This is a genomic window from Burkholderia sp. 9779_493, from assembly GCF_015712215.1.
Taxonomy (GTDB): domain Bacteria; phylum Pseudomonadota; class Gammaproteobacteria; order Burkholderiales; family Burkholderiaceae; genus Burkholderia; species Burkholderia cenocepacia.
The window spans coordinates 1-13982 of record NZ_JACCQA010000036.1 but is presented as its reverse complement, the minus strand read 5'-3'; the positions used below and the strand labels follow the sequence as shown (position 1 = coordinate 13982).

The 13982-nt window shown below is 66.6% G+C and carries 10 protein-coding genes; 8 read left to right on the top strand and 2 right to left on the bottom strand.

Annotated elements, in window-relative coordinates; translation table 11 throughout:
- Positions 1-56: 56 nt before the first annotated feature.
- Entirely contained in the window at positions 57-803 is a 747-nt protein-coding gene (locus H0X95_RS28625; protein WP_006493419.1) for a TetR/AcrR family transcriptional regulator, read from the bottom strand.
- Positions 804-973: 170 nt separating this feature from the next.
- On the opposite strand from H0X95_RS28625, the gene H0X95_RS28620 reads away from it, so the two are divergent.
- The 6 genes from H0X95_RS28620 (at position 974) to H0X95_RS28595 (ending at position 9322) form a co-directional block, all read left to right on the top strand.
- Positions 974-2155: an isovaleryl-CoA dehydrogenase gene (locus H0X95_RS28620; protein WP_006480547.1), complete on the top strand. Its 1182-nt coding sequence runs from the start codon at positions 974-976 to the stop codon at positions 2153-2155.
- Positions 2156-2186: 31 nt separating this feature from the next.
- Positions 2187-3794: a carboxyl transferase domain-containing protein gene (locus H0X95_RS28615; protein WP_048987838.1), complete on the top strand. Its 1608-nt coding sequence runs from the start codon at positions 2187-2189 to the stop codon at positions 3792-3794.
- A gap of 19 nt (positions 3795-3813) precedes the next feature.
- The gene (locus tag H0X95_RS28610; protein WP_006483238.1) at positions 3814-4599 is read left to right on the top strand and encodes an enoyl-CoA hydratase/isomerase family protein; all 786 of its coding nucleotides are present in this window, start codon (positions 3814-3816) and stop codon (positions 4597-4599) included.
- Positions 4600-4635: 36 nt separating this feature from the next.
- Entirely contained in the window at positions 4636-6630 is a 1995-nt protein-coding gene (locus tag H0X95_RS28605; protein WP_059720882.1) for an acetyl/propionyl/methylcrotonyl-CoA carboxylase subunit alpha, read from the top strand.
- A gap of 331 nt (positions 6631-6961) precedes the next feature.
- On the top strand, positions 6962-7165 hold the full coding sequence (locus H0X95_RS28600; RefSeq protein ID WP_006483229.1) for a hypothetical protein: 204 nt from the start codon (positions 6962-6964) through the stop codon (positions 7163-7165).
- A gap of 42 nt (positions 7166-7207) precedes the next feature.
- On the top strand, positions 7208-9322 hold the full coding sequence (locus H0X95_RS28595; protein ID WP_059720881.1) for a phosphocholine-specific phospholipase C: 2115 nt from the start codon (positions 7208-7210) through the stop codon (positions 9320-9322).
- 87 nt (positions 9323-9409) lie between these two features.
- On the opposite strand, the gene H0X95_RS28590 is transcribed toward H0X95_RS28595, so the two are convergent.
- Positions 9410-10732, bottom strand: coding sequence for a hypothetical protein (locus H0X95_RS28590; protein ID WP_006495159.1), 1323 nt, complete (start codon positions 10730-10732; stop codon positions 9410-9412).
- Positions 10733-11132: 400 nt separating this feature from the next.
- Here H0X95_RS28590 and H0X95_RS28585 point away from each other — a divergent pair, with 400 nt between their 5' ends.
- Positions 11133-12275 carry a DUF2827 domain-containing protein gene (locus H0X95_RS28585; protein ID WP_006483224.1) on the top strand — a complete coding sequence of 381 codons (1143 nt, stop codon included), beginning with the start codon at positions 11133-11135 and terminating at the stop codon, positions 12273-12275.
- Positions 12276-13059: 784 nt separating this feature from the next.
- The gene (locus H0X95_RS28580) at positions 13060-13863 is read left to right on the top strand and encodes an EAL domain-containing protein (RefSeq protein ID WP_006495162.1); all 804 of its coding nucleotides are present in this window, start codon (positions 13060-13062) and stop codon (positions 13861-13863) included.
- Positions 13864-13982 lie beyond the last annotated feature (119 nt).

The window sequence follows — 13982 nt, the reverse complement described above, 5'->3', positions numbered from 1 at the left end:
CTCCGCCCGACCGCAGAGAAGCCGCGGCGGGGCAGCGGGCGTGCCGCCCACCGGCGTCACCCGCGTGACGCTTGCCCTTCCAGCCGCCGCACGGCTTCGGCCACTTCGTTCCTGAAGCGCACGAGCGCCGCCTGTTCCGGCGCCGGCGGCTGCACGGCGGCCCACAGCATGTCGATCAGCTGCGTGGCCGTCGTTTCCGTATCGAGCTTGCGGTGCCCGAGGATCGCATCCCACAGCACGTGCTCCATCGGCCCGAACACCATCGAGCGCAACAGGCTCAGCGGCAGATCCGCGCGAACCTGCCCGGCCGCCTGGCCGCGTGCGAGCACGTCCATCAGCGGCGCCGTGTAGCGGCGCTGCAGCGCGGTGAGCTCGTCGCTCAGTGCGTGCTGTTTCGCGCGGCCTTCCGACAGCACCAGCGCGCACAGCCCCGTGCCGTTCACGAGCATCAGCCGCAGGTGGGTGCGCACGATGAACGCGAACTGCTGCTGCACCGATGCCTCCCGTGGCATCCCGTGTTCGAACGCGGCGATGATTTCGTCGTACCAGTCCGCGATCACGCGCGCGCACAGCTCGCGCTTGCCGCGGAAATAGCTGAACACCGTCGCCTCCGACACCCCCACGCGCTGCGCGATCTCGGCGGCCGTCGCATGCTCGTAACCTTTTTCGGCGAACACGTCACGGCCGGCGCGCAGGATGTCCTGCACGCGCTGTTGGGATTTGCGCCCGGCGGGTGCGCGCGGCGCATCGGCGCGGTCGGCTTTGGCGGTGGCGGTCATGGTGTCGGCGGGAGCGGCTGTCATGCTCGCATCATATCTGAGTATCACTCAAAAAACTATTGACGCCGAGCCCGTCGAAGCGCGAAACTGTGCAAAATTTCCGCTGTATTGGTCAATGAATCGGCGTATTCATTCGATTTGAGCGAAACTCAGAAATCGGTGAGTGCGACACACTTTCTGGAGACGGAGGAGACATGATCAACCTGCCCGGCGTGCAATTCATGCTCGGTGAAGACATCGAGATGCTGCGCGACGCCGTCGCGACGTTTGCGGCGAAGGAAATCACGCCGCGCGCGGCGGAGGTCGACCGCACCGACCAGTTTCCGATGGATCTGTGGAAGAAGTTCGGCGATCTCGGCGTGCTCGGCATGACCGTCTCCGAGGAATACGGCGGCGCGAACATGGGCTACACCGCGCACATGGTCGCGATGGAAGAGATCTCGCGCGCGTCGGCGTCGATCGGCCTGTCGTACGGCGCGCATTCGAACCTGTGCGTGAACCAGATCCATCGCAACGGCACCGAAGCGCAGAAGCAGAAATACCTGCCGAAGCTCGTGTCGGGCGAACACATCGGCGCGCTCGCGATGAGCGAGCCGAACGCCGGCTCCGACGTCGTCAGCATGAAGCTGCGGGCGGACAAGCGCGGCGACCGCTACGTGCTGAACGGCACGAAGATGTGGATCACCAACGGCCCCGATTGCGACACGCTGGTCGTCTACGCGAAGACCGATATCGAAGCCGGCCCGCGCGGCATCACCGCATTCATCGTCGAGAAGGGGATGAAGGGCTTCTCGGTCGCGCAGAAGCTCGACAAGCTCGGCATGCGCGGCTCGCACACGGGCGAGCTGGTGTTCCAGGACGTCGAAGTGCCGGAAGAGAACATCCTCGGCCAGCTCAACGGCGGCGTGAAGGTGCTGATGAGCGGCCTCGACTACGAGCGTGCGGTGCTGTCGGGCGGCCCGACGGGCATCATGGCCGCGTGCCTCGACGCCGTGGTGCCGTATATCCACGACCGCAAGCAGTTCGGCCAGGCGATCGGCGAATTCCAGCTGATCCAGGGCAAGGTCGCCGACATGTACACCACGTTCCAGGCGTGCCGCGCATACCTGTATGCAGTGGGCCGCCACCTCGACTCGGCGGGCAGCGACCACATTCGCCAGGTGCGCAAGGACTGCGCGGGCGTGATCCTCTACACGGCCGAGAAGGCGACGTGGATGGCCGGCGAGGCGATCCAGATCCTCGGCGGCAACGGCTACATCAACGAATATCCGGTCGGCCGCCTGTGGCGCGATGCGAAGCTGTACGAGATCGGCGCCGGCACGAGCGAGATCCGCCGGATGCTGATCGGCCGCGAGCTGTTCGCGGAAACGATGTAACGCCCCACGTCACGCGAACGGAGCCTTGTCGATGCCGATCATCGAATCGAAACTGAACCCGCGTTCGGAAGACTTCCGCGCGAATGCCGCCGCGCTCGAGGCGGTCGTCGCCGACCTGCGCGCGAAGATCGAACAGCTCGCGCAGGGCGGCGGCCAGGCCGCGCGCGACAAGCACCTGTCGCGCGGCAAGCTGCTGCCGCGCGACCGCATCGCGCAACTGCTCGATCCGGGTGCGCCGTTCCTCGAGTTCTCGCAGCTCGCGGCGAACGGCATGTACAACGACGACGCGCCGGGCGCGGGCGTGATCACCGGGATCGGCCGCATCGCCGGCCGCGAATGCGTGATCGTGTGCAACGACGCGACGGTCAAGGGCGGCACCTACTACCCGATCACCGTGAAGAAGCACGTGCGCGCGCAGGAGATCGCCGCGGAAAACCGGCTGCCGTGCGTGTATCTCGTCGATTCGGGCGGCGCGAACCTGCCCAACCAGGACGACGTGTTTCCCGATCGCGATCATTTCGGGCGCATCTTCTTCAACCAGGCGACGATGTCGGCCGCGGGGATCGCGCAGATCGCCGTCGTGATGGGCTCGTGCACGGCCGGCGGCGCCTACGTGCCGGCGATGAGCGACGAATCGATCATCGTGAAGGACCAGGGCACGATTTTCCTCGGCGGGCCGCCGCTCGTGAAGGCCGCGACCGGCGAGGAAGTGAGCGCCGAGGATCTCGGCGGCGGCGACGTGCATACGCGCCTGTCGGGCGTGGCCGACCATCTCGCGCAGAACGACGCGCATGCGCTGTCGATCGCGCGCAACATCGTCAGTCACCTCGCGCCGAAGATCGCGCCGCCGGTCGCGCTGCGCGAGCCGAAGCCGCCGCGTTACGACGCGAAGAGCCTGTACGGCGTGATTCCGGTCGATACGCGCAAGCCGTTCGACGTGCGCGAGGTGATCGCGCGCATCGTCGACGATTCGGAGTTCGACGAATTCAAGGCGCGCTACGGCACGACGCTCGTCACCGGTTTCGCGCACATCTGGGGCCATCCGGTCGGGATCGTCGCGAACAACGGCATCCTGTTCTCCGAATCGGCCGTGAAGGGCGCGCATTTCATCGAGCTGTGCTGTCAGCGCAAGATTCCGCTCGTGTTCCTGCAGAACATCACGGGCTTCATGGTCGGGCGCAAGTACGAGAACGAAGGCATCGCGCGGCATGGCGCGAAGATGGTGACCGCCGTGTCGAACGCGAAGGTGCCGAAGTTCACGGTGATCATCGGCGGCTCGTTCGGCGCCGGCAACTACGGGATGTGCGGTCGCGCGTTCGGCCCGCGTTTCCTGTGGATGTGGCCGAACGCGCGCATCTCCGTGATGGGCGGCGAGCAGGCCGCGTCGGTGCTCGCGACCGTGCGCCGCGACGGCATCGAGGCGAAGGGCGGCGCATGGTCGCCGGAAGAAGAGGAAGCATTCAAGCAGCCGATCCGCGACCAGTACGAACGCCAGGGCCATCCGTATTACGCGAGCGCGCGGCTGTGGGACGACGGCGTGATCGACCCCGCGCAGACGCGCGACGTGCTCGGGCTCGGCCTCGCCGCGTCGATGAACGCGCCGATCGACGACACGCGCTTCGGCGTGTTCCGCATGTAACGCCCGGGAGGACTGACCGATGCGATACGAAACGATCAAGGTAAGCGAAGCCGGCCGCGTGGCGACCGTCACGCTCGCGCGTCCCGACGTGCGCAATGCGTTCAACGAGACGACGATCGCCGAGCTGACCACCGCGTTCGAATGGCTCGACGCGCACGAAGGCGTGCGCGCGGTCGTGCTCGCCGCGGAAGGTGCGGCATTCTGCGCGGGCGCGGACCTGAACTGGATGAAGAAGATGGCCGGTTACTCGGACGACGAGAACCGCGCCGATGCGCGCAAGCTCGCGCGGATGCTCGAAGCGATCCATCGCTGCGGCAAGCCGGTGATCGCGCGCGTGCATGGCGATGCGTATGCGGGCGGCGTGGGCCTCGTCGCGGCGGCCGACATCGCGATCGCCGCCGACGGCGTGAAATTCTGCCTGTCGGAAGCGCGGCTCGGGCTGATTCCCGCGACGATCGCGCCGTACGTCGTGCGTGCGATGGGCGAGCGCGCGGCGCGCCGCTATTTCACGACGGCCGAAGTGTTCGACAGCGCGCGTGCGGCGTCGCTCGGCTTCATTCACGATGCGGTGCCGGCCGACGCGCTCGACGAAACGGTCGCGAAGCTGGCGGCGACGCTGGTCGCGAACGGCCCCGACGCGGTGAAGGCGTGCAAGCGGCTCGTCGCCGACGTGGCCGGCCGCGCGCTCGATGCGACGCTGATCGAGCAGACCGCCGACTGGATCGCGAAGACCCGCGCCGGCGCGGAAGCGCGCGAAGGGATCGCGTCCTTCCTCGAAAAGCGTACGCCGTCGTGGCGTGAATGATCGCGTGACCTCAACCTTCCGGACGACATCGAAGCCATGTTCGACAAGATTCTGATCGCCAACCGCGGCGAAATCGCGTGCCGCGTCGCCGCGACGTGCAAACGTCTCGGGATCGCGAGCGTCGCCGTCTATTCCGACGCGGATGCGAACGCGAAACACGTGGCCGCATGCGACGAGGCCGTGCACATCGGCGGTTCGGCCGCGGCAGACAGCTACCTGCGCATCGAGCGCATCATCGACGCCGCGCGTGCGACCGGCGCGCAGGCGATTCACCCCGGCTACGGCTTTCTGTCGGAGAACGAGGATTTCGCGCACGCATGCGAAGCGGCCGGCATCGTGTTCATCGGGCCGCCGGTCGACGCGATCGCGGCGATGGGCTCGAAGGCCGCCGCGAAGGCGCTGATGCACGCGGCCGCCGTGCCGCTCGTGCCCGGCTATCACGGCGACGACCAGGATGCGGCCAACCTGCATCGCGAAGCCGACGAGATCGGCTACCCGGTGCTGCTGAAGGCGAGCGCGGGCGGTGGCGGCAAGGGGATGCGCGTCGTCGAGCGCTCCGAGGACTTTCCCGCGGCGCTCGCATCGTGCCAGCGCGAAGCGGCAAGCAGCTTCGGCAACGATCGTGTGCTGATCGAGAAATACCTGACGCGCCCGCGCCACGTTGAAGTGCAGGTGTTCGGCGACACGCTCGGCAATACCGTGTACCTGTTCGATCGCGACTGCTCGGTGCAGCGCCGTCACCAGAAGGTGCTCGAGGAAGCGCCGGCGCCGGGCCTGCATGAGGACGTGCGCCAGGCGATGGGCGAAGCGGCCGTCGCGGCCGCGCGCGCGGTCGGCTATGTCGGCGCGGGCACCGTCGAATTCATCATGACGGGCGATGCGTTCTACTTCATGGAAATGAACACGCGCCTGCAGGTCGAGCATCCGGTGACCGAGATGGTCACGGGGCTCGATCTCGTCGAATGGCAACTGCGCGTCGCGTCCGGCGAGCCGCTGCCGCTGAAGCAGGAGGAACTGCGCGTGCGGGGCCATGCGCTCGAGGCGCGCCTTTACGCGGAGAATCCGGCGCGCGGCTTCCTGCCGTCGACGGGTACGCTGAAGCATCTGCGGCTGCCGGCCGGCGTCGAGTTCGACATCGGCGCGGCGGTGCGCGTCGACAGCGGCGTGCGCGAAGGCGATGCGATCACGCCGTTCTACGATCCGATGATCGCGAAGCTGATCGTCCACGGCACGGACCGCGCGGAAGCGCTGGGGTTGATGCTGCGTGCGCTGCGCGCGTGCGAAGTGGTCGGCCTGCATACGAACGCGGCATTCCTGCAGCGGATCGTCGCGTGCGAGCCGTTCGCGACGGCCGATCTCGACACCGGCCTGATCGAGCGCAACCACGATGCGCTGTTCGCGCCGCGACAGCCGCCGCGCGCGACGCTCGCGCTCGCTTGCGCGGCGCTGCTGGCACGCGAACGCGCTGCGGCGCCGGCCGCATCGCCGTGGGCCGCGCTGCCCGACTGGCGGCTGAACGGCGGCTATCGCCGCACGCTCGAGTGGCATGCGATCGATCGCGAAGCGGACGTGACGGTCACGTACGAGGACGACGGCGCCGGCGCGCGCATCGCGATCGGCGACGCGGCCGCGCAACCGTTCGCGTGGACGCGCGGCGCCACGCCGCTCGATTTCGACGTGACGCTTGGCGACGTGCGCAGCAGCGGCCGCGTGTATGCGGACGGCGACACGTTCCATGTGTTCACGCAGGGCGCGGCCGAAACGTTCGAATGGCGCAACCTGCTCGCGCATGCGGGCGACGCGGAGCAGGGCGGCGGCCGCCTGACCGCGCCGATGCCCGGCAAGGTGATCGCGGTGCTGGTCGAGCCGGGCCAGAAGGTCGAAGCCGGCACGCCGCTGATCGTGATGGAAGCGATGAAGATGGAGCACACGATCGGCGCGCCGAGCGCGGGCGTCGTCGCGGAAGTGCTGTACGGCGTCGGCGACCAGGTCGCGGACGGCGCGCAGTTGCTGATGATGGCGGAAGGCTGATCGGCAGCGTTGCTGCCATACGCGGGCCGGTTGCAGCGGCGGCCGGCCCGCAAGAAAGCGCGTCGCGATTCGCCGTGTGTTCGTCGTCGCGGCAGCGCGGTTGCGGTATCGAGCACACGCGAAGCAGTACGCGCGGCCAACGAAAATCTTTCGAACGACTTACGGTCTTCGTCGTTCCTGCCATCTCTCTTCGTGCCGCGCGCGGCACGCCCCTCGATCTTCCCGCCACTCGACACCGTCGTGTAACAAGTCGAACATAGCATCTCGGCGTCGATATGACCGGCGCGGGGTTCGCGTCCGCGTCACGTCATCATCCTCACGGAGAACCGTTATGCGAACGTCGGCCCTACGGCCTTTCGCAGTCGTCGGTCTGATCGCGCTGACCGCGCTGCTCGGCGCCTGCAACGACGACCTGACCGCACCCGCCGCGCCCGTCGCGCAGCAAAAGGCCGCGTGCGGCGGCGCCGTGGTCGCCACCGCGCAGATGCGCTGCCCGCCGGGCTTCACCGCGCCTGCTTCGTCGCCCGCTTCCTGATACCGGCCGTTTCCACCAGAAAACCCATCAAGAGTAACCAGCATGGCCACTCATTCGCGACGCGATTTTCTGAAGTTCTCGGCCGGCCTCGCCGGCGCGACCGCCGCCACCGCACTGCTGCCGGAATCGATCCGCAAGGCGCTGGCGATCGAGCCGAACACCGTGACGGGCACGATCCAGGACGTGCAGCACATCGTCGTGTTCATGCAGGAGAACCGCTCGTTCGACCACTACCTCGGCCACCTGAGCGGCGTGCGCGGCTACAACGACCGCTTCCCGGTCACGCTGCCGAACGGCAAGCCGGTGTGGTTCCAGCCGCGCCAGGAAGACAAGTCGAGCGTGATCGCACCGTTTCGCTACGACACGACCAACCCGGGCGTCAACGCGCAATGCATCGGCGGCCTGCCGCACACGTGGGCGACGACGCACGGCGCGATCGACAACGGTCGCGCGGATCAGTGGGCCGTGCAGAAGTCGAACATGACGATGGGCTATCACGTTCGCGACGACATCCCGTTCCATTACGCGCTCGCGGATGCGTTCACGGTGTGCGACAACTACTTCTGCTCGATTCCGGGCAACACGCACCCGAACCGCATGTACCTGATGACGGGCATGGTCGATCCGCTCGGCACCGGCGGCGGCCCGCTGCTCGACAACACCGACTACATCGACAACCAGTTCGACAAGATCCAGTTGCCGCCCTTCAGCTGGACGACCTACCCGGAACGCCTCGAAAAAGCCGGCATCTCGTGGCAGATCTATCAGCAGGGCACCGGGTTCGACAACTTCACCGGCAACTACGGCACGAACATGCTGGCGTGCTTCAACAACTTCGTGAATGCGCCGGCCGGTTCGTCGCTGCAGACGCGCGGGATGAGCACGCGTCCGATCACGCAACTGAAGGCCGACGTGCAGGCGAATGCGCTGCCGCAGGTGTCGTGGCTGCTGCCGCCCGCCGCGTATTCGGAGCATCCGAAGTTCACGCCGCTGTACGGCGCGTACTACCTGTCGACGATCCTCGACGCGCTGACGTCCAACCCGGACGTGTGGAGCAAGACCGTCCTGCTGATCATGTACGACGAGAACGACGGCTTCTTCGACCACGTCGTGCCGCCGTCGGCGCCGACGCTGCCGGGCTCGGGCATGAGCACCGTGGACGTGTCGCTCGAGCGGCACAACGTCGTGACCGCCACGCAAGCCGGCACCTATACGGCCGACAACCTGCCGTACGGACTCGGTCCGCGCGTGCCGATGTTCGTCGTGTCGCCGTGGTCGAAGGGCGGCTTCGTCTGCTCGCAGGTGTTCGATCACACGTCGGTGCTGCAATTCATCGAGAAGCGCTTCGGCGTGGTGGAGACCAACATCTCGCCGTGGCGCCGCGCGATCTGCGGCGACCTGACGTCGGCGCTCGACTTCTCGAAATCGGATGCGACGCTGCCGACCCTGCCGAACACGCAGGCGTATGTCGCGCAGGCCGACCTGCAATGCTCGCGCGCGTCGTCGCAGACCGCGCCGGCCAGCACCGCGCAGCAGGTCGTGACCGCGCAGGAACCGGGCACGCGGCCGGCGCGCGCGCTGCCGTACGAGTTGCATGTCACCGGCCAACTCCAGGCACAAGGGTATGCGCTGACGTTCGCGAATACCGGCACGCAGGGCGCGCACTTCTGGGTCTATACGGGCGACCCCACCGCGATGCCGCGCCGCTATACGGTCGAAGCGGGCAAGCAACTGACCGATACGTGGGCGCTCGATGCGAACGGCAACTACCTGGTGAGCGTGTGGGGGCCGAACGGCTATTTCCGGCGCTTCGCGGGTTCGGCGGCGGCGGATGCCGCGGCCAAGCCTGAAATCACACCGTGCTACGACACCGCGAACGGCGACGTGTACGTGACGATCGCCAATGCGGGCACGAGCCCGCTCACGGTCACGGCGACCGATGTCGCGTATGGCGGCGCGGCGCGCACGCTGACGGTTCCGGCCGGGCAGCGTATCGAAGCGCACTGGGACCTGTCGTGCAGCAGCCACTGGTACGACCTGCAGTTCGCGGTGGCGGGCAATGCCGGCTGGGCGCGCCGCATCGCAGGGCACGTCGAGACCGGCAAGGCCAGCATCACCGACCCGGCGGCCGTCGCGCCGACGATCACGGCGATCTGACGACGGTAACCGATGCGACGACGGGCCGGCCGGTTGCAACCGGCCGGCCCGTCGCGTTTGCCAATCGATGATGTCGCGGCGGAAGCGTCAGGGCAGCAGCCCGTCGTCGTGCGCCATCATCAGCGCCCGCATCGCGGACCACATGCCGTAGTAATGCACGACGTAGCTGTCCGCACGGCGAAACAGCCAGGGTGTGTTGAGGCTCACGAGATCGGTCACGCCTTCGCCGTGCAACTGCCCGTCGCGCTCCATCGCGCGAATGAAATGCAGCTGATCGCCGTCGCTCGCATAGACGCTCGAGCGGTCGTGCAGCGCGGCGATCGCCGTCATCAGGTCGCGCAGCATCGCGTCGTTGCGTTCGGTACGGCGAAACGCCATCACGCCCGAATTGAACGCCCACTGGCCGATATCCTGCGCGAGCAGCCAGTCGCGCCCTGCGAGCAGCGGTTCCAGCGGTTGCTGCTGGTTCGCGATCAGCACGTCGGCATCGAGCCACACGACCCATTCGTGGTGCTGCAGGTACGCGTGCAGCAACCACGGCTTGAACCAGTTGCCGGTCGCGTTCAGCCCGATCTCGGCGGGAATGTCGCGATGCACGTAGAGCGTGTAGCCGTGCGCATCGCAGTAGCGCCGGAAATTCCGTTCGGCGACGCGTGCATAGCTGCCGATGTTCGGCGTGTACAGCATCATCAACGCGATCGGCCGGCCGGGGTGGTACGTGGTGCGCTCGGCGCGTTCGTCCGGCGTGACCGCCGCATCGTGATCGAACGAGAACATCGGCCGGCCGGCGGCGCGGCAGCGATTGACGTAGGCGACGAGCGTGTCGCGAAAGCGCGGCGTCGCGCCTTTGCGTTCGGGATCGCGCGGCGTGTCGTCGATGCTGATCGCGAACGTCGGGGCGCGGCTCCACATCGGATCGAGGTCGGGGCCGGACGGCATGACCGCGTACAGCCCGTCGATCGGCGTCATGTAGCCGTGCGTATCGAGATCCGCGAACAGCGCGGCTTCCGACGTCAGCCTCGGCTCGCTGCCGAGCTTGCAGCGCTGCACGAGCCGCATCACGATCGCCCGCACGTCCGGCGTGTTGCGCCAGATCTGCACGTCGACTTGCGGCAGCGGCGACGCGAACGCGTCGACGAACAGCGTATCGCGCCCCGCCATCAGGCGATCGAGCGCGACGGGGTGGATGATTGCCGCGTCTTCGCTGAGCAGCAGCACGAGTTCGCCGGGTTGCGCGCCGCGCAGCACGTGAAGCAGCGATTCGTAGCGATGCAGCGGTCGCAACGGCAGCGCCTGCGGCATGCCGCAGGCGTCGACGATCTCGTGGCGATAGCCGTGCACCTGCGCGTACCAGCGGTGATTCTCGAGACTCGCGGGCGCGGGCTGGCTGAAATGGCTGACGACGATCATCGTGCGCTCCGGACGCCGGGACGCATGCACACGATCCGCGCGGTGCGCTTCAGCGCGGCACCCGATCCGGATACGGGTTGCGGCGAGCGCCGCCCCGGTTCGTCGTGGATGGTCTGGAAGACTGGCGCGGCATCGTATTCCATTCGGTGTGCCCTGTTCTGATCGTGGTGCGGCGAGGTCGTGCGGCGCCCGCTCGAATGTCCCGGGCAAACCGGCCGCCGGGCGGCACGAGTATCGCATAACGGTCGAACGAATTGGCACGGCGGGAGCGGGCGCTGACCATCCCTGACAGTGTGCGGCCGGCGCTCCGCTAGAATGCCGGGTTGCCGCCGCTTGACGCGGGCGGCGCTTCGCGCGCTACACTGCGCCATTCCCCGTTCAACCTTCCATCCCGCCGACGATGACGTCTCCTGTCCTGACCGGCCTGCGCATCGGTATCACGATCGGATTGCGTGCCCCCGACGAAAGCCTGTGGATCAACGGCATCAAGCAGAACGCGCTGTTCCTCGCGAAACTGCTGATGGCGTCGCCGCACGGCTACCGCGTGACGCTGGTCAACACGACCGACGTGCCGCTCACCGATGCGCTGCCATGGGACCGCAGCGCGTACGACACGCGCGCGTTCGCCGACATGAAGGACGCGCTCGACGTGGTGATCGAGCTGGGCGGGCAGATCGACGGCGAGCAGACGGCCTACCTGAAGGCCCGCGGCGTGAAGCTGGTCAGCTATTGCTGCGGCGTCGAGTACATCAACGCGATGGAGTCGATGCTGTTCGGCCGCCGGCTGTGGGATTCGCTGTTCATCAACCGCGGCTACGACGAGGTGTGGGCGATTCCGCAGATCGCACCGTCGTCGCTGCCGTTCCTGCAGTCGCTGCGGCGTTGCCCGGGGCGCGTGGTGCCGTTCGTGTGGGATCCGATGTTCCTGGCCGAACGCGCGCGGTCGCTGCCCGAGCACGGCGAATACCGGCCGCGCAGCGAGCCGGGCAAGCGGCTCACGGTGATGGAGCCGAACCACAACGTCGTGAAGTTCTGCGTGTATCCGATGCTGATCATCGACGAAGCGTATCGCCGCGACCCCGACGCGATCTGCTTCACGCACGTGACGAATGCCGATCGCCTCGCGCACGACAGCCCCGAGTTCGTGATGCTGATGAACTACCTGGACATCGTGCGCGCGGGCAAGGCGAGCTTCGTCGGGCGTTTCGATACGCCGCTGTTCCTGGCCGACCTGACCGATATCGTCGTGTCGCACCAATGGTCGAACCCGCTGAACTATTTCTATTTCGACGTGTGCTGGCAGGGCTATCCGCTCGTGCACAACGCGAGCCTCGCGCCCGATCTCGGCTACTACTATCCGGACAACGACGTGCAGCAGGGCGCCGACGCGCTGCTGCGCGCGCTGCATACGCACGACGACGACTGGCAAGCGTACACGCGGCGTCAGCGCGAGATCCTCGGCCGTTACACGTCGGCGAATCCGGCGCTCGTCGCCGAGTACGACGCGCTGCTCGCGAACCTGATCGGCGCGCCGGCTGCCTGACGCCGATTTTCCGCGGCGCACGTTCGAGGCGCCGCCTTCCGCCGTCGGGTTTGTCCCGCCCTCATGTCTGACGAAATCCTGCCGTTAAAAAAGAAACCGCCGAACCCGATGAGTTCGACGGTTTTCGAAGGCACGAAATTGACGGCTCCGAGGGAAGTCCGTCAAAAAAGAGTTTATAGGTTAACAAGTCTTCAAGATTGTTAAAGATGTTTCAATTGATAATCTTCATATAATTGAAGTTGGTATTATTGATTGACCGGCACTTGATTCCGTTTCGAAACTTCATAATATCGTTTGAAACATGAAAATTGAATGCTGCGACGATCGAATGGCGCGCCGCAGCGGGTTTTCTGCGGGGCGCCGCATGGGCGGAAGCCGGTGTTTCGACTCGGCATATCAAGCACGGTCGGCACCTCGAGGCACGGTATTTATCTGATCAATTGGCGGCGCCCCGATTCGCGCGACGAGCAAATTCGGGTAAAGCCGACTCGGATAAAACTGTTTAGGCAAAAAAGATAAACGATCCGGATTTTGGGATTTTGTAATTCGCGTTGTGTAACCTGTCGCACTGTCGGCATCGCGCACGCGTGGTGTATTTCAAGTAATCGAATATCGTAAAAATATCGAATTTGACGGCGCGCCGAAGCGAACAGTACGCTCCCCGGAAAAAATCGACATGACAGGATGGGCCGGGTAGGCGGCGGAGTGCGTCGAGGTTGGCTCGTTCCGCATATGTGTTGAGGTCGAGCCGTGATCGGCGGCTCGCCATTTGCCGGAGCGCCGGATGAATGCGGTCGAAGCTCGCCAGGAGGCGAATCGGAAAGCGAATCGCGATGAAATCGATCTCGTGTTCGGCGCGCCCGACGATCATCCCGACCTTGCGTCGGTACGCAGTTTCGTCGAAAGCCGGCTCGGCTTCGCGCACGAACCCGTGTGCCGCGCCGACCTGTCGGGCGGCGTGCTGTACCGGGAATGCCTGGCGCGGCTGCGGTGGGGCGAGCGCGATGCGTTGCCGCCGCTCGCCTTCCTGCCGCGGCTCGAAGCGCTCGGGCTGATGCGCTGGTTCGACCGGTTGGTGGTCGGCCGCACGATCGACGCGCTGCGCGCCGATCCGGGCGCCGTGTACGGTTGCAACGTCGCGGCGGCGAGCGCGGTGGTCGACGACGCGTGGCTGGCGATTTTCAGGCGGCTCGAGCGCGAGCCGTCGGTGGCGGCGCGGCTGGTGATCGAGATCACGGAGACGGGGCCGCTGAACCCCGTCGCCGGCCGGTCGTTCGTGAACCGCTTCCGGCAGGCCGGCTGCCGGATCGCGATCGACGATTTCGGCGTCGGGTTCAGCGCGTTGAACAACCTGGTGGTCGGCAATCCCGACATCGTGAAACTGGACCGGTCGGTCCTGTCGTTGATCAAGCGCAACGCGATCGGGCGCTACCAGTTCCGCCGGCTGATCGCGTTCGCGCATGAAGGGGCGCGGCACGTCGTCGTCGAAGGCGTGGAAAGCGAAATCGACCGGCAGATCATCGTGGATGCCGGCGTCGCGTGGGCGCAGGGCATCCGCTTTTCATGGCGGTCGCCGGCCGCCGCGTGATCGCGGCAACGGGCAGGGCGGCGCGCTCGAGCATGAATCGCGCGGTGAGTGGGGGCATGCGATCGACCGCTGGCGGCGCGCACGCGGCCGCGGGCTCGACGACGAGGCGATCGCGCTGC

What these genes read in the sequence shown, in the direction of transcription:
- H0X95_RS28625 (WP_006493419.1), bottom strand. Translation starts at nt 803, where the DNA reads ATGACAGCCGCTCCCGCCGACACCATGACCGCCACCGCCAAAGCCGAC.
- H0X95_RS28620 (WP_006480547.1), top strand. Translation starts at nt 974, where the DNA reads ATGATCAACCTGCCCGGCGTGCAATTCATGCTCGGTGAAGACATCGAG.
- H0X95_RS28615 (WP_048987838.1), top strand. Translation starts at nt 2,187, where the DNA reads ATGCCGATCATCGAATCGAAACTGAACCCGCGTTCGGAAGACTTCCGC.
- H0X95_RS28610 (WP_006483238.1), top strand. Translation starts at nt 3,814, where the DNA reads ATGCGATACGAAACGATCAAGGTAAGCGAAGCCGGCCGCGTGGCGACC.
- H0X95_RS28605 (WP_059720882.1), top strand. Translation starts at nt 4,636, where the DNA reads ATGTTCGACAAGATTCTGATCGCCAACCGCGGCGAAATCGCGTGCCGC.
- H0X95_RS28600 (WP_006483229.1), top strand. Translation starts at nt 6,962, where the DNA reads ATGCGAACGTCGGCCCTACGGCCTTTCGCAGTCGTCGGTCTGATCGCG.
- H0X95_RS28595 (WP_059720881.1), top strand. Translation starts at nt 7,208, where the DNA reads ATGGCCACTCATTCGCGACGCGATTTTCTGAAGTTCTCGGCCGGCCTC.
- H0X95_RS28590 (WP_006495159.1), bottom strand. Translation starts at nt 10,732, where the DNA reads ATGATCGTCGTCAGCCATTTCAGCCAGCCCGCGCCCGCGAGTCTCGAG.
- H0X95_RS28585 (WP_006483224.1), top strand. Translation starts at nt 11,133, where the DNA reads ATGACGTCTCCTGTCCTGACCGGCCTGCGCATCGGTATCACGATCGGA.
- H0X95_RS28580 (WP_006495162.1), top strand. Translation starts at nt 13,060, where the DNA reads ATGAATGCGGTCGAAGCTCGCCAGGAGGCGAATCGGAAAGCGAATCGC.